Origin of the sequence: Pseudomonas sp. NFIX28 (assembly GCF_900107395.1) — a bacterium.
Classification (GTDB): domain Bacteria; phylum Pseudomonadota; class Gammaproteobacteria; order Pseudomonadales; family Pseudomonadaceae; genus Aquipseudomonas.
The window spans coordinates 1-22,928 of record NZ_FNPW01000011.1 but is presented as its reverse complement, the minus strand read 5'-3'; the positions used below and the strand labels follow the sequence as shown (position 1 = coordinate 22,928).

12 protein-coding genes are annotated in these 22,928 nt (G+C 61.6%); 2 read left to right on the top strand and 10 right to left on the bottom strand.

Translation table 11 applies throughout. From position 1 onward, the window contains the following. Positions 1-12: 12 nt before the first annotated feature. From BLV20_RS20360 to BLV20_RS20335, 6 genes are all read right to left on the bottom strand, one after another. Complete coding sequence (locus tag BLV20_RS20360; protein ID WP_092304275.1) at positions 13-1,707, bottom strand: putative porin; 1,695 nt, start codon at positions 1,705-1,707, stop codon at positions 13-15. Positions 1,708-1,750: 43 nt separating this feature from the next. Continuing rightward, positions 1,751-2,473, bottom strand: coding sequence for an energy transducer TonB (locus BLV20_RS20355; protein WP_092304274.1), 723 nt, complete (start codon positions 2,471-2,473; stop codon positions 1,751-1,753). Positions 2,474-2,476: 3 nt separating this feature from the next. Further along, entirely contained in the window at positions 2,477-2,902 is a 426-nt protein-coding gene (locus BLV20_RS20350; protein ID WP_009048781.1) for an ExbD/TolR family protein, read from the bottom strand. Positions 2,903-2,913: 11 nt separating this feature from the next. Beyond that, a complete protein-coding gene (locus BLV20_RS20345; protein ID WP_092304273.1) occupies positions 2,914-4,731 on the bottom strand; it encodes a DUF2341 domain-containing protein in 1,818 nt (605 codons plus the stop codon). Positions 4,732-4,751: 20 nt separating this feature from the next. Further along, entirely contained in the window at positions 4,752-6,413 is a 1,662-nt protein-coding gene (locus BLV20_RS20340; protein WP_256577844.1) for a ShlB/FhaC/HecB family hemolysin secretion/activation protein, read from the bottom strand. A gap of 74 nt (positions 6,414-6,487) precedes the next feature. Further along, positions 6,488-7,099, bottom strand: a complete 612-nt coding sequence (locus tag BLV20_RS20335; RefSeq protein WP_175540235.1) for a transposase — start codon at positions 7,097-7,099, stop codon at positions 6,488-6,490. Positions 7,100-7,384: 285 nt separating this feature from the next. Between BLV20_RS20335 and BLV20_RS20330 the strand changes: the two genes are divergently transcribed. Beyond that, positions 7,385-7,987, top strand: a complete 603-nt coding sequence (locus BLV20_RS20330) for a GNAT family N-acetyltransferase (RefSeq protein ID WP_092304270.1) — start codon at positions 7,385-7,387, stop codon at positions 7,985-7,987. A gap of 523 nt (positions 7,988-8,510) precedes the next feature. Next, a complete protein-coding gene (locus tag BLV20_RS20325; protein ID WP_053260991.1) occupies positions 8,511-8,783 on the top strand; it encodes a hypothetical protein in 273 nt (90 codons plus the stop codon). Positions 8,784-8,848: 65 nt separating this feature from the next. Here the strand turns inward: BLV20_RS20325 and BLV20_RS20320 are convergent, their stop codons facing one another. From BLV20_RS20320 to BLV20_RS20300, 4 genes are all read right to left on the bottom strand, one after another. Continuing rightward, on the bottom strand, positions 8,849-9,205 hold the full coding sequence (locus tag BLV20_RS20320; protein ID WP_092304269.1) for a hypothetical protein: 357 nt from the start codon (positions 9,203-9,205) through the stop codon (positions 8,849-8,851). After that, positions 9,202-9,591, bottom strand: a complete 390-nt coding sequence (locus BLV20_RS20315; RefSeq protein WP_081002276.1) for a cysteine peptidase family C39 domain-containing protein — start codon at positions 9,589-9,591, stop codon at positions 9,202-9,204. Before BLV20_RS20315 ends, BLV20_RS20320 begins: the two co-directional genes overlap by 4 nt. 149 nt (positions 9,592-9,740) lie before the next feature. Continuing rightward, on the bottom strand, positions 9,741-10,373 hold the full coding sequence (locus BLV20_RS20310; RefSeq protein WP_092304268.1) for a hypothetical protein: 633 nt from the start codon (positions 10,371-10,373) through the stop codon (positions 9,741-9,743). A 7-nt stretch (positions 10,374-10,380) separates the two neighbouring features. Continuing rightward, positions 10,381-22,800, bottom strand: coding sequence for a hemagglutinin repeat-containing protein (locus BLV20_RS20300; RefSeq protein ID WP_371914330.1), 12,420 nt, complete (start codon positions 22,798-22,800; stop codon positions 10,381-10,383). Positions 22,801-22,928 lie beyond the last annotated feature (128 nt).

The following is a 22,928-nucleotide window of genomic DNA, read 5'->3' as shown; positions in this document are numbered from 1 at the left end:
CATCCCTGCGCCCTAGAAGCGCGTGTTGATTTCAAGCTGCAAGACATCGATGTCGAACGGCGCACCGTATACCGCCTCGGAACTCAGCCAGCGGCCGGTGGCGAAGACGTTCTTGGCCAGGCCGTAGTTGCCGCCGAGGAAATAGCCCTTGGCGTTGGTGCCGCCGAGGTGGAACGAGGAATCGTTGAAACCGTCGGGCAGCGCATCGGGCTGGATGTACTTGTAGCCGGCGAACAGGTTCCAGTCGCCCTGCTTGGCCAGCTCCAGGCTGTTGCCCAGGGTGAACTGCACCATCCAGGCATTGGCGCCGCTTTCCAGCTCGCCGTTGCTATCCAGGTTGTTGACGATCTGGCCCTCGGAACGCTTGCGCATCTCGCCTTCGTCGTAGCCCAGGTTGTGCACGTAGTTGGCCTGGCTACGCAGCTTGAAGTCCTGCGGCAGGTCGGCGTCCCACACCAGGTTCAGGTCCAGCAGGTTGAACTCCGAGGCCAGGCCGACGAATTGCGGCTGCGCGGTGGCGGCCGGGTTGAGCGGGTTGGGCGTGATGTCGCGCAGCAGGAACACACTGTTGCCCTTCTGCATGAAGGCCGCGCGCGTGTCGTCGGTGTCGCAGCCCGGCGCCCCGGCCCAGGGTTCGCAGGCGCTGGAGCGTTGGCCTTCGATGTCGTCGAAGCGGTAGTAGGCCAGCGCGCCCTTGAGCCGGTGGTTGCTGTTGATCGCCCAGTTGGCGCCGATCTGCGCGCCGTACAGCCATTTGTTGTCGCTGTCTTCCTTGTCGAAGCCGTTGCTGGTGGAGGTGTCGTCGGTGTACTCCACCGGGAACGCGCCGACGGTACCGAACAGGCTCCAGTCACGATTGAGCTTGTGGTTGAAGATCGCCGCCACGCCGTCGAAATTCAGATCGTTGGAATACAGCAGGTCGGTGGAGAAGAACGGGTTGGCGATCCGTCCGCCGGTCAGAGTCAGCTCGTCGGTGGCGTTCCAGGTCAGGTAGCCCTGGTCGAGCCAGATGTCCTTCTTGCCGAAACCGCCGCCCAGGGTCTGGGTGGTGGACACCGGGTTGTCGTCCGAGCCGGTGCCGATGCGGATGCCGGCGCTCCAGTCGGGGGCGATCTGCGCCTTCATGCCCAGCCGGGCGCGCAGGCGGAACAGGTTTTCGCGGTCCTCGCGGGTGTTGAGCAAGGGCGGCAGGCTGGAGCTGGTGTTGGGGTTGACGTCGTACGGGCCCTTGTCGTTGAGCTTGGCGAAGTCGACGATTTCGTTGCTGTTGCTGCCCGAGTAGTAGCGCGATTCGTTACGCAGGCGAATGTCGCCGTCGAAGCTGATGCGCGACACCCAGTCCGGGAAGGTATTGGGCTGGGCCCAGTTTTCCTGCTTGGCGGTGGCCATGACCTCGGCCTTGACCTGGTCGCGGATCTGATCGCGGACGATCGCCGGCACGTATTGCACCCGCACATCTCCCGGCGTCGCCGCCGGCCCCGCGGCCACCGTGGTGTTGGCCTGGCGCGCCTGCTGCGCTTCGCGCTCGGCCTGGGCGATCAGGCCGTCGGCCTGTGCCTGTTTCAGCACGCCCTGCTGCACCAGCAAACGGATCAGATTGATCGTGGCGTTTTCCGAGGGCGCAGCGGGCGCGGCCGCTACCGGTCCCACCAGGGTCGCGATGACCATGCCGATCGCCAGGGACAATCGATTCACGTTGGAAATCATTTGCACACAGCTCCTTTTGGCAAAACTTGCATCAGTCGTTCGGTTAACCCGGACGCCGCCCCTGCAGGGACAGGCGTACAGGCAGGGTCAGGGAGGCCGGAGGCCGTTCCGTCAGGGCCGGTGCGCCGCGCAAGGCGGCCAGCACCTGGGTGTCGATGTGCGGGTTGCCGCTGGACTTGACCAGCTCGACCCGGGTGATCTCGCCGACGGCGCTCAGCCAGACGTCGGTTTGCAGCGAAAAGGCCTGGTTGCGCAGCTCCGGGTTTTCCCGCAGCACACGCTGGAAGGTGAAAGCCAGGAACTGGCTGTAGGTGCCGTTGCCCAGGCGCCCGCCGCCGGAACCGGCCATGCCGCCGCCCTTGCCGGCGCCGATGTTGAAGGCGTCGCTGCCGGCCTGGGCCTCGCCGTCCATCTGCATCGGGTTGGCCAGATCGTCCACCGGCGACGGCGGTGCCTCTTCCTCGGGCTTGACCTGCTCCGGCTCCGGGGTCGGTTCCGGCTCGGGCACCTTCTCCTCGACCTGCGGCTCCGGCTCCTTGGGAGGTTCCGGCGGCGGTGGCGGTGGTGGCGGCAGCGGGATGATGGTCGGCACCTTCGGCGCTTCGCGACGCACCCCGCTCATGTCATTGGCCCACTGCCAGAGCAGCCAGGCGGCAACGGCGCCCAGCAGCAGCCCCGCGCCCCACTTGAGCAGGCGCGGCGCCGTGCGGTTCTTCACTGGCGGCAGCTGGATTGGTGATGGTGCGATCGGTTGCTGTGCAGTCATGATTCAGCCCTGGCTCGGTTTGCCGGTGACCAGCCCGACCTGGGACAACTCCAGCCGGCGCAGCAGGTCCAGGACTTCGATGACCTTCTGGTACTGCACCGTGGCGTCGCCGCGCACGATCACCGGGAAGTCCGGGTTCAGGGCCTTCTCCATGCGCAGGCGTTCTTCCAGCTCGGGCAATGTGACCGGGTAGGCGTCGAGGAACACCTGGCCGCCGTCGTTGACCGAGATCGCCTTGGTCTTGGCCTCCGACAGCGACACCGAGGCGCTGGCCTTGGGCAGGTTGATCTGGATCCCGGAGACCTGGGCGGTGGCGGTGAGGATGAACATCACCAGCACCACCATCAGCACATCCACCAGGGGCGTGATGTTGATGCTGTCCACTGCCGCGTCGTCATCGTCGTCGTGGGAGGCGTTCACAGAAGCCATGACGTTTCTCCTCAGGCCGGTACGCTGGCGTTGGCGTTATGCGCGCGCGTGGCGGCGCCTTCGCTGGACTGGCCGGCGCCATGCAGCTCGGCCAGGCGCGTGATGAACTCGTCGACGAACACCCGCATGTCGGCGCTGACTTCCTTGTTACGGGTAATCAGCCGGTTGTAGCCAAACAGCGCCGGGATCGCGACGAACAGGCCCATGGCCGTGGCCAGCAGGGCCGCGGCCATGCCCGGGGCGATGGCGTTGATGTTGACGTCGCCGGCCATGGCCGTGCCGAGGAACACCACCATGATCCCCAGCACCGTGCCCAGCAGGCCGATGTAGGGTCCGCCGGCGATGGCGTTGGACAGGGTCGAGAGTTTGGAACCGAGTTGCTGGTTCTCGCGGGTGCGCACGCCGTCCATGGAGCAGCGGATGGCTTCGATGGTCGCCGCCGAGACCGACGAGGTGTCGGCGCCCTGGGCGCGACGGGTGCGGATCTCCTGGACCGCCACCTGGTACAGGCGCCACAGCGAGGAATGCTCCAGGCGCTGGGCCAGCTCATGATCGTCGGCAAACATTTCCAGGCGCGTGCCGACCCGGGCGAACTGCTCGCGGAAAGCCTGGTTGGCACTGCTGACGCGGCTGAGCGTGCGGTTCTTGCGGATCATGATGATCCACGACTGGAACATCATCAGCACCAGCACCGCGATGATCACCCAGGCATCCACCGGCACGGCCTTGAGCAGAAAGCCCAGGCTGCCGAAACCAAAACCCGACTGCTCTTCATCGACGCCGTAGACCACCAGCTTCGATTCGGCGCCCTGGGCCGCGGCGTCGGCCAGCAGCAGGCCGGCGGGCCGCGCCACCTTGGACAGGCGCAGCTCGTCGATGGCGCCGGCGAACGGCATAAACACACTGGCCTCGGCGCCGGCTTCGGCCGGAAGGTCGGCACCGATCGCCAGCGGCGAATTGAAGGCCGGCAGCGCCACCGCCAGGCGCGCGCTTTCGCGGCCATTGACCAGCAGCGCCAGCTGGCTGCCCTGGGCGGTCAGGGCCAGGTGCTGCCATTGCCCCGGGTTCAGTGGCTGGGTCGATACCGCACGCTGGCCGTCGACCTCGACGAAGGGCACGCCCTGGTTGACCCCGAGCAGCAGGCTGCCGGCCTCTTCGCGGCGGGCCAGCAGCAGTTGTTCGCCGCTGGCCTGGTCCAGGCGCACCCAGGCACTGAAGGTAAAGGCGCCGTCGGCGTTGTGTTGCAGCGACGGGCTGGCCGGCAACAGCAGCGGCTGGCCGTTGAACTGCAAGGCGCGGCCGATCACCCCGTCGATGCTCGCGCCGGTGGCGCTCTGCGCGTGGTTGCCGTAGGCGGTGGTGTCCTTGGGTGGCATGCCGTTGGCGCCATCGAAGTGATAGAGGGCGATGTAGTTCGGGTCGAACGTCAGTTGGCCGTTGGCGCTGGCCGGGGCCTTCTGGTTGCCGTAGTACATCCAGATGTCCTGGCGCTGGCCGCCCTCGACGTTCGGCACATCGACCCAGACCAGGGCCATGCCCATCAGCGGGTCGAAGCTTTCGATCTGGTGGTTGAACACGGTCTTGTCATCGGCACTGACAAAACGCAGGTCGGAGCCGTCTTCCTTGACCCCGTCGAAACTGAAGTTGCCGGTGTGCAGGCGCACCAGCAGCGCGGTACGGCCCAGGGCCTGGTTGATGGCCGCGCCTTGCGGCGTGGTGTCGATGGAAATCTGCTTGCGGTAGTGCCAATCGTCCTGCCACCAGGCCTGGGCGGTCGCCGGGAGCACGAAGCCCAGGCAGATCAACAGGGAAATCAGTAAGCGCTGCATGAAAGTTACTCCGTGAAAGATCAAAACGCCGCCTGCACGCTGAAGTGCACGCGCGAGTCCTGTTTCTGGGTGTTCGGTCCGTCAAGCAGCGGGTAACCCCAATCCAGGCTGCCGGAAAGCCATTTGCTCAAGCTGGCGCGGGTGCCCAGGCCAACGCTGGCCAGGCTGTAGTCGGCCTCCTGGTCGGGAAGCTCGTCGCGCAGGTACATCTGCGCGCCCTCGGCGAAGGCGTAGAAGCGCCATTCGTTGACATAGCCGCCCAGGTACTTGGCCAGGGACGGCGTGCGCAATTCCTGGGAAAACAGGTAGCCGTCGTCGCTGGTGCGCTCGGCCGCCAGGTAGCCGCGCACCGAGGTGGCGCCACCGGCGGAGAACTGCTCGTTCGACACCAGCGGCCCCGAGGCCAGCTGGAACGCGGCCTTGGACGCGCTCTGCCAGTCGTTGGCGAAGGTGTAGGTGTAATTCGCATCGCCCTTGAGCACGGCGAAACTGGGGTTGGCGCGGTAGCGCTTGTAGTCGAAGTCTTCGTCCGAGCTGCCATAGCCGAACAGGCTGCGGGTGCCGGCCACCAGGCTCAGGCCGAGGCCCAGCTGGGAAGTCTCGGTGTAGCGCAAACCGTTGTAGGCGAAGGTGAACGGCGCGTACTTGAGCGGCACCTTGTCGCTGTTGCCGCCCAGGCTCAGCTCTTCCTCGAAGTCCTTGAAATCCACCCCGACCGAGAACGAGTTGGCCCAACTGCCACTGGCCGGCAGGCTGTAGATCAGCGACAGGCCGTAGGAATGGCCTTTGCCCAGCACGTTGCTGCCGCCGATGGTGGCGACGTTGCTGTCGGACTGGTAGCCGGCGAACTGCAGGCTCCAGCGCTCGTTCAGCGGCGCGGTGTAGGAACCGGACCAGACCTTGGCATTGTCCTGGTCTTCGGGCGCGGTGAAATAGGTCAGGGAAATGCTGTGGCCCAGTTGCCAGAGGTTGTTGTAACCCAGGCTGGTGACCGCCCGCAGGTGCTTGGTGTCGGCGCTGTAGTCGTTGTTCAGGCCGACGCTGGCCTGCCAGGGGTTCTGGTCTTCCACTTGCAGGTCGACGTCCATGGTGCCGGGGCGCTGGCCTTCGCGAACCAGCGGCATGACCTGGCGCCCGGGGGTCTTGTTCAGGCTCGCCAGCTGGCCCTGGACCTTGGCGAAGTCCGGTACCTCGCCTTCCTTGAGCGCCGGCACTTCGTCGCGGATTTCCACCGGCGAATAATGCTTGGCCCCCACCACCCGCACCCGCCCGACCTTGGTCTCGCTGACCTGCAGGTAGACGATGCCGTCCTCGACCTTCTGCTCCGGCAGCTCGACGAACACCGACTGGTAGCCGCGGGCCTGGTAGACCTTCTGCAAGGCATCGCGGGCGCCTTCGATATCGCTCAGGGCCTTCTGCGGACCGAGGAAGGGATACACCGCCTCTTCGATGGCCCGGGCATCGAGCACGGTATTGCCGCGCACGAAGTATTCATTCACATCCACCAGCCGCGCAGGCGCGGCCTCGCCTTGCGCCGCGCCAGCTGGCGCGGCATCACCTTCCAGCGGGCCGCCCTCCTCGGCCAGCAACGGCTGGCTCAGCGCGACCAGCGCCAGCCAGCCGCACACCGGCAGCCAGCGCCTGGTCGGCCCCGGCCGCCATCTCTTGAACAGATGCTCCACACCGCCCCCTAGATTTCCAAGAATGTCGAACCGCGTCGAAACCGCCGTCGCCGTCTGTACGGCGTTTGGCCGCCTCAATTGCTCAAGGTCGATGTCGTGGCGTGCTTGGCCAGCCAGCTGTGCAGCAGCGCGAAGTTCAGCGAGAACTCGGGCATTTGCAGCAAGGCGCCACAGAACACTTCACCGATGATTTTCTGGATCAACTGCACCGCCCGCGCGTCGTTCAACAGCGTGGCGATATCGCGGCTCAGCACGCCGAGGCCCCAGACCTTCTGGTTCAGGTCCAGGCCGATGAACCAGCGGAACAACAGGTTGTAATTGAGCTGCTCGTACAGCTGCTGCTCGCCGGGCACCGAGTACAAGAGCTGCAACAGCAGGATGTGCATCACCGTGCGCGGGGCGATGAGCATGCCGGGCTCGGCATCCAGGGCCTGGAGAATGTCGCGGTGCTGGTCGAGCAAGGCGTCGATCTGCGGGCGTAGCAACACCAGCGAATGGCCCGGCGGGATATAGCTCGACACCTCCTTCAAGGCGCCCTGCCAGTCATCCTGGGAAACGATCCAGACCCACGGCGCACCGTAGCGGTAGACCGACACCGGCTTCTTGCGCGCGGCCTCGACAATCTTCGACAACCGCTGGTCCAGCTCCTGCATGCCCACTTTCGCGTAGCGTTCCATAGTCCCCATAACCTCACTCCCGGCGTCCCGCCTCGGCTCAGAACAGTGGCCAGAAGGCCCCCTCAAGCGCGTCACATATCCATGACGGGACTGGCGAAGTGCTACCGAACTTTTGTCACAAAAGCTTCATTCGCCCCGGGAAGGTTCGGCCAGGACAGGCCTGAGGGCGCCAGGGTGCCTGGCCCGGAAATATGGAGTGGAACGGTGGGGGGCGGTGACGCGGTGAACGCCACACGGCCGGCATGCGAGAATATCGCCCCCTCAGCCAGGCTATTTCAGACAAAGGACACACCCATGACAGACCTCAGGCCCACGGAACCCGGGACTGTCGACGCCATCGCCTACCAGCGGGCCTCCTCGGCCTTGCAGCGAGAATTCGCCTTGCTGCAGCGGCGCGTCTATCCCGAGCCGGACGTGCCTGAAGACGCCGAAGCCGCCCCGCTGCACGCGCCCGTGTTCGACACCTTCTCGTTCTACATCTGCGCACCCGATCGGGTGCTCAGCTACGCCGCTGTCGCCATGAAAACGATCGAGCATGCCGGCCACACATTCGACATCGCCGGGCTCAGCTGCGTCATGACCGATCCCGCTTGCCAGGGACAAGGCCTGGGCCTGAGGACCGTCGCCGCGGCTACGCGCTGCATGGAACACAGCAACCTCGATATCGGCGTCTTCACCTGCGACCCACCGCTGGCGCGTTTCTATGCCCGGGCAGGCGGCTGGCCCATTGCGCCCGACGTAGTGCTGATCGGCAATCGACACGAAATGGCGTTATGCAGCGATACGCTGGGTAAAGTCGTTCTGTTGCGCCTGTTTTCACCCAAGGCCATTGCGGCAGCCTCTGCATTGACCAGAGGGACCATCGATCTCGACCTTCCAGATGGACAGTTTTTATAGGGACCGTGTCGGTGAGAGGGGCATTCCACGGCTGAATAACGACCGGCTATGTCGGAAGGTGGTGAGCTTCAAGGCATTTTCTCGCCAGCTATCGACCGTTGAGCGGCCAAGCCCAAAGGCCCCCATGCCCGACAAAAAAACGCCGAACCGATGCGATCCCCGTAGCCGCTGCCGCAGGCTGCGATCGGCCGGAACGGCCGCGACGGTTTCATAAACGCCGAAGATCATCTACACGATTTGTACAAAACCCCGGCTTGCCTGCCCCCGGGCCCGCGCTTATAGTCCGCCGGTCGCCCAGATGGCGATTCGGGTTTGGCGACCTGACAGTAGAGAATGCGCAAGCTGATGGCTTTTTTGCAGCCGTCCGCTCGTCCGCAGAGTCGCGTTATGGCGGCTGTGCGCGGGAGACCTCCGGGTCTGCCGGTTTTCTCTACTGCCGGTTCGCCAACCTGCGTACAGCTGTCACCCTTTCGTTTGGCGACGATTGAGTGATGACCTCAGCAATCAAGTAGAGAGTCTGATCATGGATCGATACATGCCCATCACGGGCCACGACTGCAACATCCCTTCCTTGCTTATAGATACCCAAGCGCCTATCGACGTGCTGCACGATGCGGCCGCTTATCGCATACGCGCGGTGACCCAACTACTGGAAAGTTTTTCGGTAGCGGATGCCCCTAGACACGAACCTGTTCTGCTTCAGGAACTGACGCTGGTTTGCAGCATCATGCTGCGCGATGGGTGTGATTTGATGGATGTGGCTGGGAGAAAATTACAAGAAGGGCTTTCAGCTTAAGTAGTAGTGGGCGGCGTTAGGCCGCCCATTTATTTAATCCATTAGATAGTTGAACGTACAACCGACTACTCTTCGTCCCAGAAATCCCCGGGCGGCGCATACTCACCATCTTTCAAGATCACACACCAGCCAAAAATCCTGTAAAACATCTCAAGATCTATAACCTGATAAACATCAAGCTCAACTTCTTTCAGAGTTATCCGGCCGAATGCGTAGTGCGTATACTGCCCCCCAACTCCTGCAATAGCTCTTAATTCTAATTCCTTACGATCCCACTCAGAAACAACTCCCGAAACCTCAGGCATAGGATCAAGAAAAGAAACCTCAAACTCTTTAGACACTTTGCACAAACAAGGAATTAACTTCTGCCCAAGTAAAGCATCAGTAGCTAGATTCTTAGGAAATCTAATATTCAATTTCATTTCAAAGCACTCCTAGGAACGACAACCTCACCCGTAAAATTCTTTTCAAAGGTAGTAACAGGACTAAAATATTGACTACCGTGCGAATCACGAATTGCAACAACAGAAACACCATTCCTAGTTGTAACCCCATCTACTACAACAAAGTGAGAGAAGCCAGATCCTCCAGTTTTGTCAACCACCTGAACAACCACTGGAGTTCCGTCTGAAGTGTATCTGGCCAAGTCAGCAACATTTCTGCTCCTAAAGGCACTTGCGGGAACGCCTTCAGACTTCATGAGGCTAGCAACATCCTGAGGAAAAATACCGTCTTTAGAAGGTGCAAGTTTCTGAATTAGGCTCTCCACATCAACCTTTTTCCCATCGTATCCAAAACCATTCCACAAGAGTTATGACCACATGTAGGTATTGGTCCTTGGTTCAGAACCAAACGATCACCATCTCGTGATATCGAATCAGCAAGGAGTGGGTTTTTAGGGCCTGCACCAGCAGCTTCTCCGGCAACCACGGTTCCTTTACACCGAGGCTATCGCCCTTATGTCACAGGCCTAAAATCATCAATCGTCTTGTTTTTCTCTTTCAATAGAGACGCAACGAAACCGGGATTGAAAACCATCAAAAATTCAATAGCATCATAAATTTTCCAGCGATGTATTTCGGGATGATCAATTATGGCGACAAGGTGCTTTTCAACAAGAGGCACATACTCTGAGTAGTTTTCACTACTCGCGAAATCAAAAATTTTGGCTATTTCAAACGGTTCACTACTCGCCAAAGCAATGATTTTCGATAGGGGGGAATAGATCTGGACTCTCGCAGCCTCGATATCTCCACGATCAGCCACGTTGGCAAAATACCGAGTCACAGCCAAGAGTATTTGGTGATAAGTGTCGTCGTATCCGTGTAGTCGATGGAAATAGACTCCTTCGATGCCTCCAGGTTTGTCCATTCTCCCCTCCAAGGCAATCAACCCTTCATGGATGCCCCAACTGGTCAGTAACTTCGCAGCCAAGAAGTGCTCCTCATCGTTATTCGCATGACGAAGCAAATCCAGCACGGCGTCAATTCTATCCTGTGGAATATCCTCTGGATCCAAATCTCCTGCACTCACGGCATAATCCGCATGTTTTGGAATGTGATTCAAAAGTTCGTATGTTTTCGGCTCCATAAAAAACCTATTTTTTTACCGTTTTAATATAGTCGGCCGGCACACAGCCCTTGATCAAACACTCACCATCGCGCGTAGCGTTCCCCAAATCTCTCTCCGCGTTAATCAACGAATCTTTGTTATTTCGAGATGGGTTGTTTGTATACCTTGCACGAGCCGCATCCACTTTCGATTGCAATTCTGCTGCCACCTGTTGATTCGTCAAAAACTTGGTATCTGGAAGTACACCGGAATCAATGTCCTTCTGCAAGCGCTTTACGTCGATCTCAATTTTATCGGTGCCATAATTTTTCGGATTCGACGTTGCACTTGGATCAGTAACAGATATATACGGCGAATTCTCAGGGTTACCACCACGCACGTGCGTTTGGACGCTGCCAGTCCCATTGATGTTGGGTGGAACCAAATCGCCGTTTTCATTGATATACGCTTTGGGTTTGCCGTTTCCGTTGACTGTTGCGCTGAAATCGTTATCGCTGCGCACAACGATCTGACTTGGCCCTTTTGCACCAACCCACTTCCCACCAACCCACTCAACAGCCTTACCACCAATACCTGCTGTGATCGCCCCAGTAGCGGCGTCGAAGACTATAGAGCCTAACTTATCTGGCGTCGAAAACAGCAACTGGTCACCAGCGCGCTCCAGGCTTTGCGCAGGAATCGGGCTATTGAGCCAGTCAATACCCGCCTTGCCTGCCTGAACGATATTGCCTGGAATATCCGTCAGATGGGTCAGCGTATTGACAGTGTCGTCGTAAACCTTGCCAGGCCAGTTCACAGCCGCATCAACAAAGCCGGCTCCCATTCCACTGGCGATGTATCCCCATTCGTTCGCAGGACCATAGCCAGACCAGACAACCTGACTCTGATCGATGCCGTTCCAGTAGCTGTTTAAAGCCTGCTGGTACTCTTCCCCTGTCATGCCCTGTTGATAGGCAGCCAGTTGTACCTGTCGAGCCTGCTCTGTGCGCTCAAGATTGCGGGCCTTGTCCAGACTGTCCATAGCCTGGGTAATCCTATTCTGACAGCCTGTAACATCCCCTCCACGCGCCTTGCATCCTTCCCGCGCCTGATCTGCTGCCTCTATCTCCTTATGCAATAGCCAGTTGTACTGCGTTGCATTCTTGGCAACCCAACTGCCTTTCTCCATCTTGGCCGCATCAGCATCGCTTTGTGCCGCAGCCGCCAGCACCCCCACGATCTGCGAGCTCATGGTCAGCAGGCTCTTGTCTCCCTTGACCAAGGTGTCCAACTGCACCACCAGTGCCTCGTTAGCCCCTGCCGCCAATGCTCCCGTCTTGAAGTCGCCTCCAGTGGCCTTAGCCAGTAGTCCACCCACCATCGCGTGAACCGCGATCTTAGGTAACGAGCCGTCCGCCAGGACATCCTTGGTGTAGTCACCCACCGCATTGAAGCTCGCCGCCGCCAGAGTGTTGAACAAGGCATTTTTCAGGGCGTCGTTCGCACTACCGCCCTGTCCGAGTGCCTTGCTCAGAAGAGTGGACGCCCCTCCTTGAAGGACCTGATTACTCGCAAACTGACCTACCCCCTTCCAGGTATTTAGGGCTGGGCCCGTCACCTTGCCGGTGATTGGATCAGTCTTGGTTCCCGTCCAACCATCGAAGTAAGCAGCCGTCAATCCGGCTGTGACACCCGAAATCACATACCCCTTCATTGCATCGGAAGAGGTCACGTCCTTGAACACAGCACCAAGGTTGCCGCGATTATTGATGACGCTGACTGTTGCGTTGGTCGAAGCGTTTGCCGCGACAGCACCGACCACAGCGCCCGTGGTACTACCACCGGCCATCGCGGCAGCAGCAGGCCCAACCACCGCCGCCATCACGATCGCAATGATGATCTGCGAAGCCGGCCCCAGCCCCGAGTTGCTGTATTTGAAGGACTCATGAATCTCTTTCACTTGCCGCCAATCCACATCGCCCCGAGCTTCGGCCTGTTTCAGCCAGGCCAGTTGCGGATCGGCCTTCACCATCGCATCGATGCTCTGGCTGACGGTTTGCTGATCCACCTGTTTGACGTCGATCTTCAAGCCGTCAACGGCTTTGATCACGATGTCGCCGGCGGCCAGCATCTGCGTCTGGCGCAGGGTTTCGTCGGTATTGCCCTTGCCTTTGGAGGAAACCCAGGCCGCGTTGTTGTTGGTCTTTTCGTGACTCTCCTGATGCAGATCCTTCACCCCCTCGAAGGTGATCTCCCCACCGCTCTGCAACGTCAGGTCATTGCCGCTTTCCAGCTTGGCGGCCTGATACTTCTGGTCCCCGCCGCTGACCAGGGTCAGGTCGCCGCCGGTGGTGATTTCGCTGCCGACATGGGTGATCTTGGTCACTTCGTCGCGTTGGGTCTGCTTGCTGCCAAAACTGCCCTTTTTCTTCTTGTCGTACAGCGAGTAATCGCTGTCTTGTGCCGCCAGCAATTCGAGGTTGTTGCCGGCCACCAGGTAGGCTTCGTCGCCGGCGGTGATGCGGCTGGAGATCAGCGCCATGTCGTTGCCGGCACTGAGCGAGACATCGCCGCCGGCGTTGAGGGTGGTGGCGACCTGGCTGACGTGGTCTTCCTGACGGGTGACTTTTTTGGTCTTTTCGTAGGAGTGCTGCTCGTCGGCCGCCGAGGACAGGGTCAGGTTCTGGGTGGCGGCCATGGCGATGTTGCGCTTGGCCTCGATTTCGCTGGCGATGGCGTTGATGTCGCGACCGGCCTTGACCGTCAGGTCGCGGCCGGCGCTGACCTCGGCGCCGATCTGGGTGATATCGCTGCTGTAGTGTTTTTTACCCAGCACCAGACTGTTGCTGAGCTCGGTGGACACCAGATTGGCGTCGCGCCCCGCGCTCAGGTTCATGTCCCGGCCGCTTTGCAGCACGCCGCCAGGGGTGCTGAGGTCACGACCGGCGGAAATGCTCATGTCGTTGGCGGCTTCGACACGCGCGGCGCTGTTGGCGTAATCCTTGTGCGAATAGCCCCGTGCCACGCTGTCCGCCGAGGTGACGCTGCGCTCGTTGAGCACATCGCCGCCGATTGCTGCCATGTTCACGTCGCGGCCGGCGATGATGCCGCCCGCCTTGTTGACGATGTCGTTGCCCGCCAGTAGGTCCAGGCGTTTGCCGGCCTCGATCAGGCCACTGTTGACCAGATTGTTGCCCGCCGTGGCCGACAGGTTGTTGGTGGCGCGCAGGGTGCCGACGTTGTCGAGGTTCTGCCCGGCGATCAGGCTGACATCGTTACCGGCAATCAAGGCACCGGTCGGGCCAAGGCGGCCTTCGGCCTGGGCCATGTACAACACCGGCACCAGCACTTTTTCCCCATTCACTTCGTGCTCTTCGAGCCAGACGATGTCGTGGGTCAGCGCCGCGACCTGCTGTGAGGTCAGCGTCACACCCACCGACAAGCCGAGCTGCTGCTTGCTGGTGATGGCGTTGTCCATCAGGTACTTGAAGAGTTTTTCGTCCGAGGTCTGGCCGTCGATAAAACGCTGGCCAGTGCGGGCGACGACCGCTTGCTGGATCAGTTTCTGCTCATAGAAACCATCGCCCAGGCGCTTCTGGCTCTCGTCGGGGTTATAGCCCAGGTTGGCGAGCAGATAGTCCGAGTTCATGAACTGTTTCAGGTCGGTGAGCACCGGATTGGTTTCAATCAGGTACTTCTGCGGATTGGCCTTGAAACTGGTATCTGGCAGGCCCTGCACCCGGGCCAGGGTCTGGCTGGCCACTGGTGTCGCGACCATTGCGCCGGGAGTCTGGCTGTTCCCAGGCGTGGTCACGCCGGTCGAGGGGGCCAGCGGCAGCGTTGGCACGCTCAGGTCCGGCCCCGTGGCAACTGCGCTATGGCTGGCGCCTTCGACCTGCACGGCTCCCACCTGAGTGATCGCGCCAGCATGGCCCTCATAGCCTGGCAACAGTAGGTTGCCGCCATTGTCGGCCGGGGCACTGACATCGAGCGCGCTGGCACCCACGTTGCTGTCGGTGACCTGGCGAGTAACCCGGGTCAGTTGCCGATCGCTGGAGGCCACTGGGGCAACATCGGCAATCTGGAAGCTACGCGCCTGAATATCCGGCAAGTTCTGTTGACGTTGGGCGGTGCTGACCGAGGCGCTGCCCATGCTCCAGTCTTGCGGCCCGCTATTGGCCTGGGTCGCCTGCTGCACCGCTGCGCCCTGCCCACTCAAGCGGAACAGGCCATTGTGCCCTGTCGGCAATGCGAAGCCGGGCAGGCTCAACGGGTTGACTTGTTGCTGGGCCAGATCGGGAGGCAGTTGGCTATTGATCCGCACAACGGTGGTGCCGTTGGCATTCACCTTGGTGTCGGCGACTTTGTTGGTACCACCGCCGACGTTGTAGTCCTGATGGATGACGCTGTTCTGCAGGTCCTTGGCAGCGGTGATCGAAACATTCCCGCCCGCCTGGATAACCGCATTACGGCTGCCTGCGGTACTGACGGCACCGCTACTGTCCTTGGCAATCTCGACGTCGCTGAGCAGTGTGTATTGGGACAGCTGGCTCGGCAGTTCAAGCAGGTTGTTTGGGTCGTATTGGGAGAACGTCGTGTTTTCGAAGCCATATTTCAGGCCGGTGAGTACGATGTTATAGCCATAGCGTGCACTGACCCCCTTCCCCGTTTCGACATCTTTGAGAGACACCACGTTATAGCTTTCGCCCTCTCGCCCTCCCTCTCTGACACGACCCGATTTGGGAATGGCTTTGTGGATACCGCCGTCCAGATCGAGATAGTACTCATAAGGAAAATCAGGGTTGTTGCGCTGGTTGTAGGGCATCAGGACATCGGAGAAAAATCGCCCGGTAGTGCCAGCGCCCATGTCGCGTACATGGTACTTACGCGTGCGCTCGATGGTCCCATTCTGCGCGCCGATGTTCTGCAGGCTGTCGGCGGTGATATTGATATTGCCGCCGGCGCTCACCGTGCTTTTGCTATTGAGAAAACTGTCGCCCTGGAACACCAGATCCTTGCCGGCGGTCAGCACCGCCGAAGCACTGGTGTCGTTGTCGACGCTCTCGTAGACCTCGCGGGCCGCCAAGGTGAAGGTGTAACTGCCCCCTCGGCAGTCATTACAGATATTGGCGATAAAGCCCGACAACAGCTTGCGGCTGCCCGACGCCACCGCGCCATCGGTCCGGTTCTGGAATACATCGGCGTTCAGCGCGAATGCCCCGCCGCTCTCCATCGAACCGGAGACGTTGTAGACCCCCGCGGCCCGGGCAGCGCCACCATAGCCGCCGATCGCCACGTTGCCGAGCCCGTACAGGTCGCCGTTCTGGTTGGTCAGGTTGGCGACGCTCAAGGTCATGTCGCCGCCACTGAAGATCAAACCTTTCTGGTTCAGCAGGCTGGACGTACCCAATCGCAGGTTGGCGCTGCTGCCCAGGGTCCCGAAGTTGTTGATCGAGCCGGCATTGACGTTCATCCCGGAAGCGGAAGTCATGCGCCCATAGTTGTTGAGCTGCCCGCCGATATTGATCGTGGCATTGCCGCCGCTGGCGACGCTGCCGGCACTGCCCAGGCTCACGGCAGCGGCCGTCAGCCCCAGGTCGCCCAGGCTGGTATAACGCCCGTTGCCGCCATAGCTGCCGCCCAGGGTCAGGCTGGCCGTACCGTCGCTGGCAATCAGGCCATCGTTGCTCCAGTTGCCACCGGTCCCCACCAGGCTGGTGGAGGCCAGCAGTTGCCCGCTGCCGGTCTGGGTCAGGTTGTTGACGTTGATGGTCAGGCGCCCGGCCTGGATCACGCTGCTGTTGGTCCAGCTGTCGGCGGCGAGCGTCAGCCCGCCACGGGTGACGAGGTTGCCGCCGGCATTGGTGACGTTGGCCGTGGCGATATCGAAGGTGCCGTTGCCCACATGCAACAAGCTGCCGCCCTGGTTCAGGAAGCTCGCGGCATTCAGGGTCAGGTCGCTGTTGGCGCTTTCCAGTTTGCCGTTGCGGTTGTCGAACAGGCCGCCGATCTGGAAGTCGGTCTTACCACCGGCACCCAGGGCCCGAAGCTGACCGGTCTGGTTATCGAGGCTGGCGGCACGCACGCTGAGGGTGCTGTCGCTCTCGATGATGCCCATGCGGTTGTTCAAGTGACCGTTGAGGCTGAGGTCGACCTGGTGACCGGCGATCTGGCCGTCGTTGTCGCCGCTGTTGTCGAAATTATTGCCGCTGACCTTGACCAGCCCCTTGGCATACAAGCCGCCGTTACGGTTGTCGAAGTTGGCGGTGGTGATCAGTGCATCGCCGCCCTGGGTCGAAATGCGCCCGCCGTAGTTATCGATGCCGCCCAATACGCTGAGGTTCAGGCGCTGAGCCTGAGTGATGCCGCCCTGGCGGTTGTTGGTCAGGTCGTAACCGTTTTTCAACACGCCGACGACACGCGCTTCCAGCGCGCCCTTGAGGCTGGCGAGGGTACCGCCGCGGTTATCGAGATTGGTGGCGCTGACCTTGAGATCGCCGTTCTGGGCCAGGAGCCGGCCGCTCTGGTTGTCAATATCGCCGCTCACGGCCAGGTTCAACGCGCCCTGGCTTTGCATGGTGCCCTTGGCGTTGCCCAGGCTGGCGGCAGTGACTTGCAGGTTGCCGTTCTGGCTGTAGATCAGGCCGTCGCCGCTGTTCTGCACGGCGCCGGAGGTATTGATGACCAGGCTGTCGTTGCTCGCGACAGTGCCGCGATTGCGGTTATCCAGGCCACCGCTGAGCACGCTCAGCAACCCCTGGCTGACCAGTTGGCCGCCCTGGTTGTTGATCTGGCTGCTACGGCTGATCACCAGCGGACCGCCACTGGCCAGTTTGCCATTGGTGTTCGTCAGGTTGCCCAATAGGTCGAGGCTCACCGCGCCATTGCTGGCCAGGCTGCCGCCGGAGTTATCCAGGGTCGTGCCGGTAAAGCCCAGCGACTGCTGGGCATTGATGTTGCCGCCGTTGCTCAAGGCCATGGCTTGCAACGTCAGGGCCGCGCCGCTGTCGATCGAGCCGCCCAAGGCATTGTTCAACAGACCGCCAACGGTCAGTTGCTGGCCGGCGCCGCTGGACAGGATGCCAGCGCTGTTATCCAGGCTGGCCGCGTTGACGGTCAGGGTCTTCTGGCTGACCAGCGCGCCGGCGCCGCTGTTGAGCAAGGCACCGCCGACGTTCACCGCCAGGTCGCCACCGCGGCTGGACAGCGTGCCGTTGTTGCGGTTGTCGAGGCTGCCGCCATTGACTGCCAGCCCCTGCCAGCCAGAGATCAGGCCCCCCTGGTTGAGCAAGGTGTCGCCTGTCAGCCCCAGTTGGTTCTGGCTGATCAACTTGCCACCGCTGTTGTTCAGGGTACGACCGATAAGGTTGAAACTCTGGCTGCTGGAAATCTCCCCATTCTGGTTATTCAGGTCGCGCAAGCGGTTGATGCTCAGCGGGCCTTTGGCAATCAGCAAGCCATTGCGGTTGTCGAGGTCACTGCCCGACAACTCGAGGCGCACACCACCGTCGCCCAGCAAGCGACCGCCATTCTGGGTCAAGGCCCCAAGGGTCAAGGCCATGTCACCCTTGGCCGACACTTCCCCACCGTCATTGGAGTTCAGGCTGTGGGCGGTCAGGCTCAAACCGCCCTGGCTGTTGATCAAGCCGTTGGCGCTGTTGTTCAGTGCCATTGCATTGAGGGTCACGGCGCTGCCACCGAGCAGGGTTCCCCCCTGGTTGTTCAAGTCGGCGCTGCCGAGTGTCAGGTTCTGCTTCGCGTTGATCAGGCCTTTGTCTCGATTGCTCAACAGGCCGGCAATGTTCAGGTTCAAATCGCTACGGCTGTTAACGGTTCCCTCGGCGTTGTCCAGGCTGGCGGCGCGTACATCGAGGGCCGCCGCGGCAATCTGACCCTTGAGGTTGCTCAAGGCCTGGTTGACCCGCAGGGTCACGGCCTGGTTGCCGAGGAGCTTGCCGTTGCTGTTGTCGAGGCTGTCGGCGGCAAGCGCGAAGGCCTGGGCACTGGAGATTTCACCGCCCTGGTTGGCGACGCCCTTGAGGTTGTCGAGTACCAGCAACGGGGCATTGATCAGGCCGTTGCGGTTATTCAGTTGCCCCTGATGCAGGTCGAGGGTGAGGCTCGTTTCGCTGAAGAGCTTGCCGCCCATCTGGTCGAGGCCGGTAACGCTGGCCGTGAGCGCCTTGACGCTGCCGATGCTGCCGCCGTCCCGATTGGTGACCTGGCCGGCGCTGAGGGTCAGGCTGTCGCCACTGTTCAGGCTACCCTTCTGGCTGTTGTCGAAGGCGCCAGTGGTCACGCCGACCACTCCCTTGCCGCTGATCACGCCTTGCTGGCGGTTGTCGAGGCTGGCGCTGTGCAGGTCGACGCTGCCGTCGCCGACCAGTTTCCCGCCCTGGTTGCCAAGCGCACCGCTGACCTTGACCTTCAAGGCGCCTGCGCTCGACAGGCTGCCGCCAGCGTTGCTCAGGTTGGCGCCGCTGACATCGAGTGTGCCTTCGCTGCCGATCTGGCCCTGATCGTTCGTCAGGTCGCTGCCCAGGCCCAGCCGCAGGTCCTGCCCGCTGAGCAAATGACCTGCGGTGTTGTCCAGGGTCTGGCCATCCAGGGTCAGACCCGCCTTACCGTCGATCAGGCCCTGATTGCGGTTGAACACCTGGCCGAGGGTCATGGTCAAGCCCATGGCCGCGATGATCTGACCGCTGTCGCTGTTATCCAGGCGGTTGCCGGTCAGGCTGATGCCGGCGCTGCCGGAGAGTTCGCCACCCCGGTTGTCGATCTCGCCGACCTCGAGTTTCAGCGCTTTTGTAGCCGCCACCAGGCCATCCTGGCGGTTGTCGAGCGCGCTGGCGGTCAGATTCAGGGCACCGCTGGCGATCAATTGACCGTTCTGGTTATCGAGGGTACCGAGGCTGGCCGACACATCGGCCTTGCCGGCCACCGAACCGTCGCTGTTGTCGAGCCGGTTGGCCGCCAACAGCACTGCCCCGTCGCCGATCAGCGTGCCATTGCGGTTGTTGAAGGTCTGGGCCACGCCCAGATCGACAGCGCCACGGCTGCTGATCATGCCGCGACTGTTGTCCAAGGAGGCACTGCGACTATCAATGGACGCAGCGGAAACCAGCCCGTCGAGGTTGTTCAGGAGCTGGGCGATGCGCAGGGTCAGGCCCTGGTCGCTCAACAGCTTGCCACCGCTGTTGTCGACGTTTTGCGCCGTGACGGTGAAGGCCTGGGCACTGGAAATTTCGCCTTTCTGGTTGGCGACATCCTTGAGGTTCTTGAGTACCAGCACGGGCCCATTGATCAGGCCGTTGCGGTTGTCGAGCTGGCCGTTGTTCAGGTCCAGCTCCAGGCGGGTCTTGCTGAAGAACTCGCCGCCTTGCTGATCCAGGGCCGTGACGCTGGCGGTCAGGTCCTTTTCACTGGCAATGCGGCCGGTGGCGCCGTTGCTGACCTGGGTGGCAGTCAGCTCCAGCGTACCGTCACTGGTGAGGTGGCCGCCCTGGCTGTTGTCCAAGGCACCGGTGGTGACGCGGGTTGTACCCTTGCCGTTGATCACGCCGTTGTGGCTGTTATCGAGGCTGGCGCTGGACAGGCTCAACCCTTGGTCGGTGATGATCGAGCCCCCCTGGTTGAGCACTGCACCCAGGCTGGTCAGCGACAGGGCGCGGGCGCCGCTGAGCTTGCCCGCGGTGTTGTCCAGCGTGGCGACATTGAGGGTCAGTGCCTCTTCGCTGCTGAGCAATCCGGTGTTGTTGAGCAGGGCCCCATCCAGGCGGATATCCAGGCCCTTGAGACCAGAGAAACTACCGCCGGCGTTATCGAGTGTGGTGCCGGCCAGGTGAGCCGCGCCCTTGGCAAACAGCTTGCCCTTGGTCTGGTTGATCAGTTGCGCCACGGTCAACTGCAGGTCGCTAGCGGACAGCAGCTTGCCACCGTCGCTGTTGTCCAGACGCTGGCCCGTATGGCTCAGGCTGCTTTCGGTACTGGAGATCTCCCCCGCCCGGTTGTCCACCTGGTCTACATTGAGGGTCAATGCGTGGGTGCTGCCCACCAGGCCGCCGCGATTGTCCAGGGTCTTGCCAGTCAGCAACAAACTGCCTTTGGCGGCCAACTCCCCCCCTTGCTGGTTCAAGGTGTCGAGGGTTGCGACGAGATCGTCCTGACTGGCGATGCGGCCTTTGCCGTTGGAGACTTCCAGGGCCTTGAGCGTCAACGGACCGATCGCACTGAGCAGGCCGCCGCTGTTGTCCAGCCGCGAGCCTTCATAGTTCATCGCCGCCTTGCCGGTCACCACGCCCTTGTCGCGGTTATCCAACTGTCCGACCAGTAACCGCAGGTCCTTCTCGGCCTGGATCAGCCCTCCCCGGTTATCCGCCAGGTCGCTGCGCAAGGTCAGTTGATCCTTGCCGGACAGGCTGCCGCCACGGTTGTCCAGACGGCCGGTGGTCAGCTCGATGCCAGCGCCGGCCCTGAGTTTCCCCAACTCCCGATTATCGAAGGCTCCAGCAACTTTTGCCGTCAGGCTGCCGTCGACAGCCAGCAGCGTTCCCGCCGCGCGGTTGTCGAGGCTGCCGGCGGCCAGGTTCAGCGCCTTGCCGGAGCCGACCTTGCCGCCTTGGTTATTCAATGCCCCGCTCAACTCGACGCCAAGACCAAGGTCGGCCGTCAGCTGGCCTTGGGTGTTGTCCAGACTCATCGCCTTGAAGGTCGATAACCCGGCACTGGAAACGGAGCCATTGACGTTGATCACCGCACCTTCAACGTTCAAGGCCAGGCCCGAAGCGCTGCCCATCGTGCCGCTGGTGTTGTCGATGCTGGCGGCTCGCACATCCAGCCCATTGGCCGACACCAACCCCCTGAGGTTGTTCAGGGCTCGATCAATGCGCAGCACCAGCGCGTCGTGACTGGCAATCTTGCCAGCGGTGTTGTCCAGCATGTGTGCCGCCAGCGTGAACCCCTGGTCGCTGGAAATCTCGCCCTTCTGGTTCGCGACATCCTTGAGGTTCTTCAGCACTAACTGGCCTGGGGCGTTGATCAGGCCGCCCTGGTTATTCAGTTGGCCGTTGTTCAGGTCGAGGCTCAGCCCCGTGCTGCTGAACAGTTTGCCGCCTTGTTGATCGAGGCCACTGACGCTGGCCGTCAGGGCCTTGGTGCTGGAGATGCTGCCTTGGGCGCCGTTGTTGAGCTGGCCGCCGCTGAGGTCGAGCGTATCGCCGCTGACCAGAGTGCCGCCCAGGTTGCTGACGGTGCCCGGGCTGGTGAGCTTCAAGTCCTTGACGCTGGAGAGGTTGCCGCCATCGTTGTTCAGGCTGCCGACCTTGAGCAGAACGGCGCCATCGCCCTTGAGCGTGCCTCGGGCGTTGAGCAACTGCTCGCTCGCCGCAAGGTCCAGATTGCCTTTGGCGTAGAGATTGCCACCCTGGCCGTTGTTCAACCGCGCAGCCTTGACCTGCACAGCCGCCTGCCCGGACAACTGGCCATCGAGCTGGTTGTCGAGTTGCTCGAGGTTCAGGTTGATGTCGCCATTAGCGAGCAGTTTGCCGCCATTGCTGTTATTCAGCGTGGTCCCCGTCAGTTTCAGATAGCCCTGGCTGGAGACGCTGCCGCCCTGATTGTCGAGACTGCCGGCCCCCAGGTTCATTCCCTGGACGGCACCCAGCGAACCGCCCAGACGGTTATCCACCCGGTTGGCATTGAGCGTCAGGACGCCACCGGCGCTGAGGCTGCCGCTGCGGTTATCCAGCATGCCCGCCGTGTTCAGGTCGAGGCCGCCCTTGCTGACGATTCGTCCCTTGAGCTGGTTGTCGAGGCTGGCACTGTCGAGGGCCAGCCAATCGTTCGCTGACAACAGGCCGGCCTGGTTCAGCAACTGCCCGGCAATTTTCGCCCTCAGGCTCGCACTGCTCAGCAACGTGCCTTGGCTGTTGTCGAGGCTGGCGCCCTGCACATTCAACAACTGGCCGGCAGTCATCGAGCCGGTGACATTGTTGATCGCCCCCTGGCTGTTCAGCGTCAGGTTCGCATCGCCGATCACTCGCCCCTGGCGGTTGTCCAGATCCGCTACCCGAAGGGTGATGTCACGGGCGCCCAGTTTGCCGCCCTGGTTGTTGAAGGCACCGCTGGCATTGATATTCAGAGCGCTGCCGGCCGCTATCAGGCCGGCGACGTTATCCAGCGAAGCAACATTCAAGGTCACCCCGGCGAGGCTGGATATTTCAGCGCCAGCGTTACCCAGCGCCGCCACATTGGCGACCAGTTCGCCATTGCTGCTCACCAGCCCGCCCTGGCCATTGAGCACCTGGCTGGCTGTCAAATTGAGGCTACCGCCACTCAAAACCCGCCCCTTGCTCTGGTTATCCAGCGTCGCGGCATTGATATTGGCGCTCTGCCCCGCACTCAAGGTGCCGCCCTGGTTGTTCAGGGTTTGCGCCGCGTTGACCGTCAGGTGGCGGCTGGCGACCACGCTCTTGCCGCGGTTATCGAGGGTCTGCGCGCTCAGGCTGACGTCGCCGTCGGTATTGCGGCTGTTGTCGGCGTTGACCCCGGCTTCGATGATGGCGTTGTTGCTCAGCCGGCCGCCGGCGCTGAGGC

Coding starts and splice junctions, on each gene's coding strand:
- BLV20_RS20345 (WP_092304273.1), bottom strand. CDS start 4,731: ATGCAGCGCTTACTGATTTCCCTGTTGATCTGCCTGGGCTTCGTGCTC.
- BLV20_RS20325 (WP_053260991.1), top strand. CDS start 8,511: ATGGATCGATACATGCCCATCACGGGCCACGACTGCAACATCCCTTCC.
- BLV20_RS20335 (WP_175540235.1), bottom strand. CDS start 7,099: ATGGGGACTATGGAACGCTACGCGAAAGTGGGCATGCAGGAGCTGGAC.
- BLV20_RS20360 (WP_092304275.1), bottom strand. CDS start 1,707: ATGATTTCCAACGTGAATCGATTGTCCCTGGCGATCGGCATGGTCATC.
- BLV20_RS20310 (WP_092304268.1), bottom strand. CDS start 10,373: ATGGAGCCGAAAACATACGAACTTTTGAATCACATTCCAAAACATGCG.
- BLV20_RS20330 (WP_092304270.1), top strand. CDS start 7,385: ATGACAGACCTCAGGCCCACGGAACCCGGGACTGTCGACGCCATCGCC.
- BLV20_RS20350 (WP_009048781.1), bottom strand. CDS start 2,902: ATGGCTTCTGTGAACGCCTCCCACGACGACGATGACGACGCGGCAGTG.
- BLV20_RS20320 (WP_092304269.1), bottom strand. CDS start 9,205: ATGAAATTGAATATTAGATTTCCTAAGAATCTAGCTACTGATGCTTTA.
- BLV20_RS20355 (WP_092304274.1), bottom strand. CDS start 2,473: ATGACTGCACAGCAACCGATCGCACCATCACCAATCCAGCTGCCGCCA.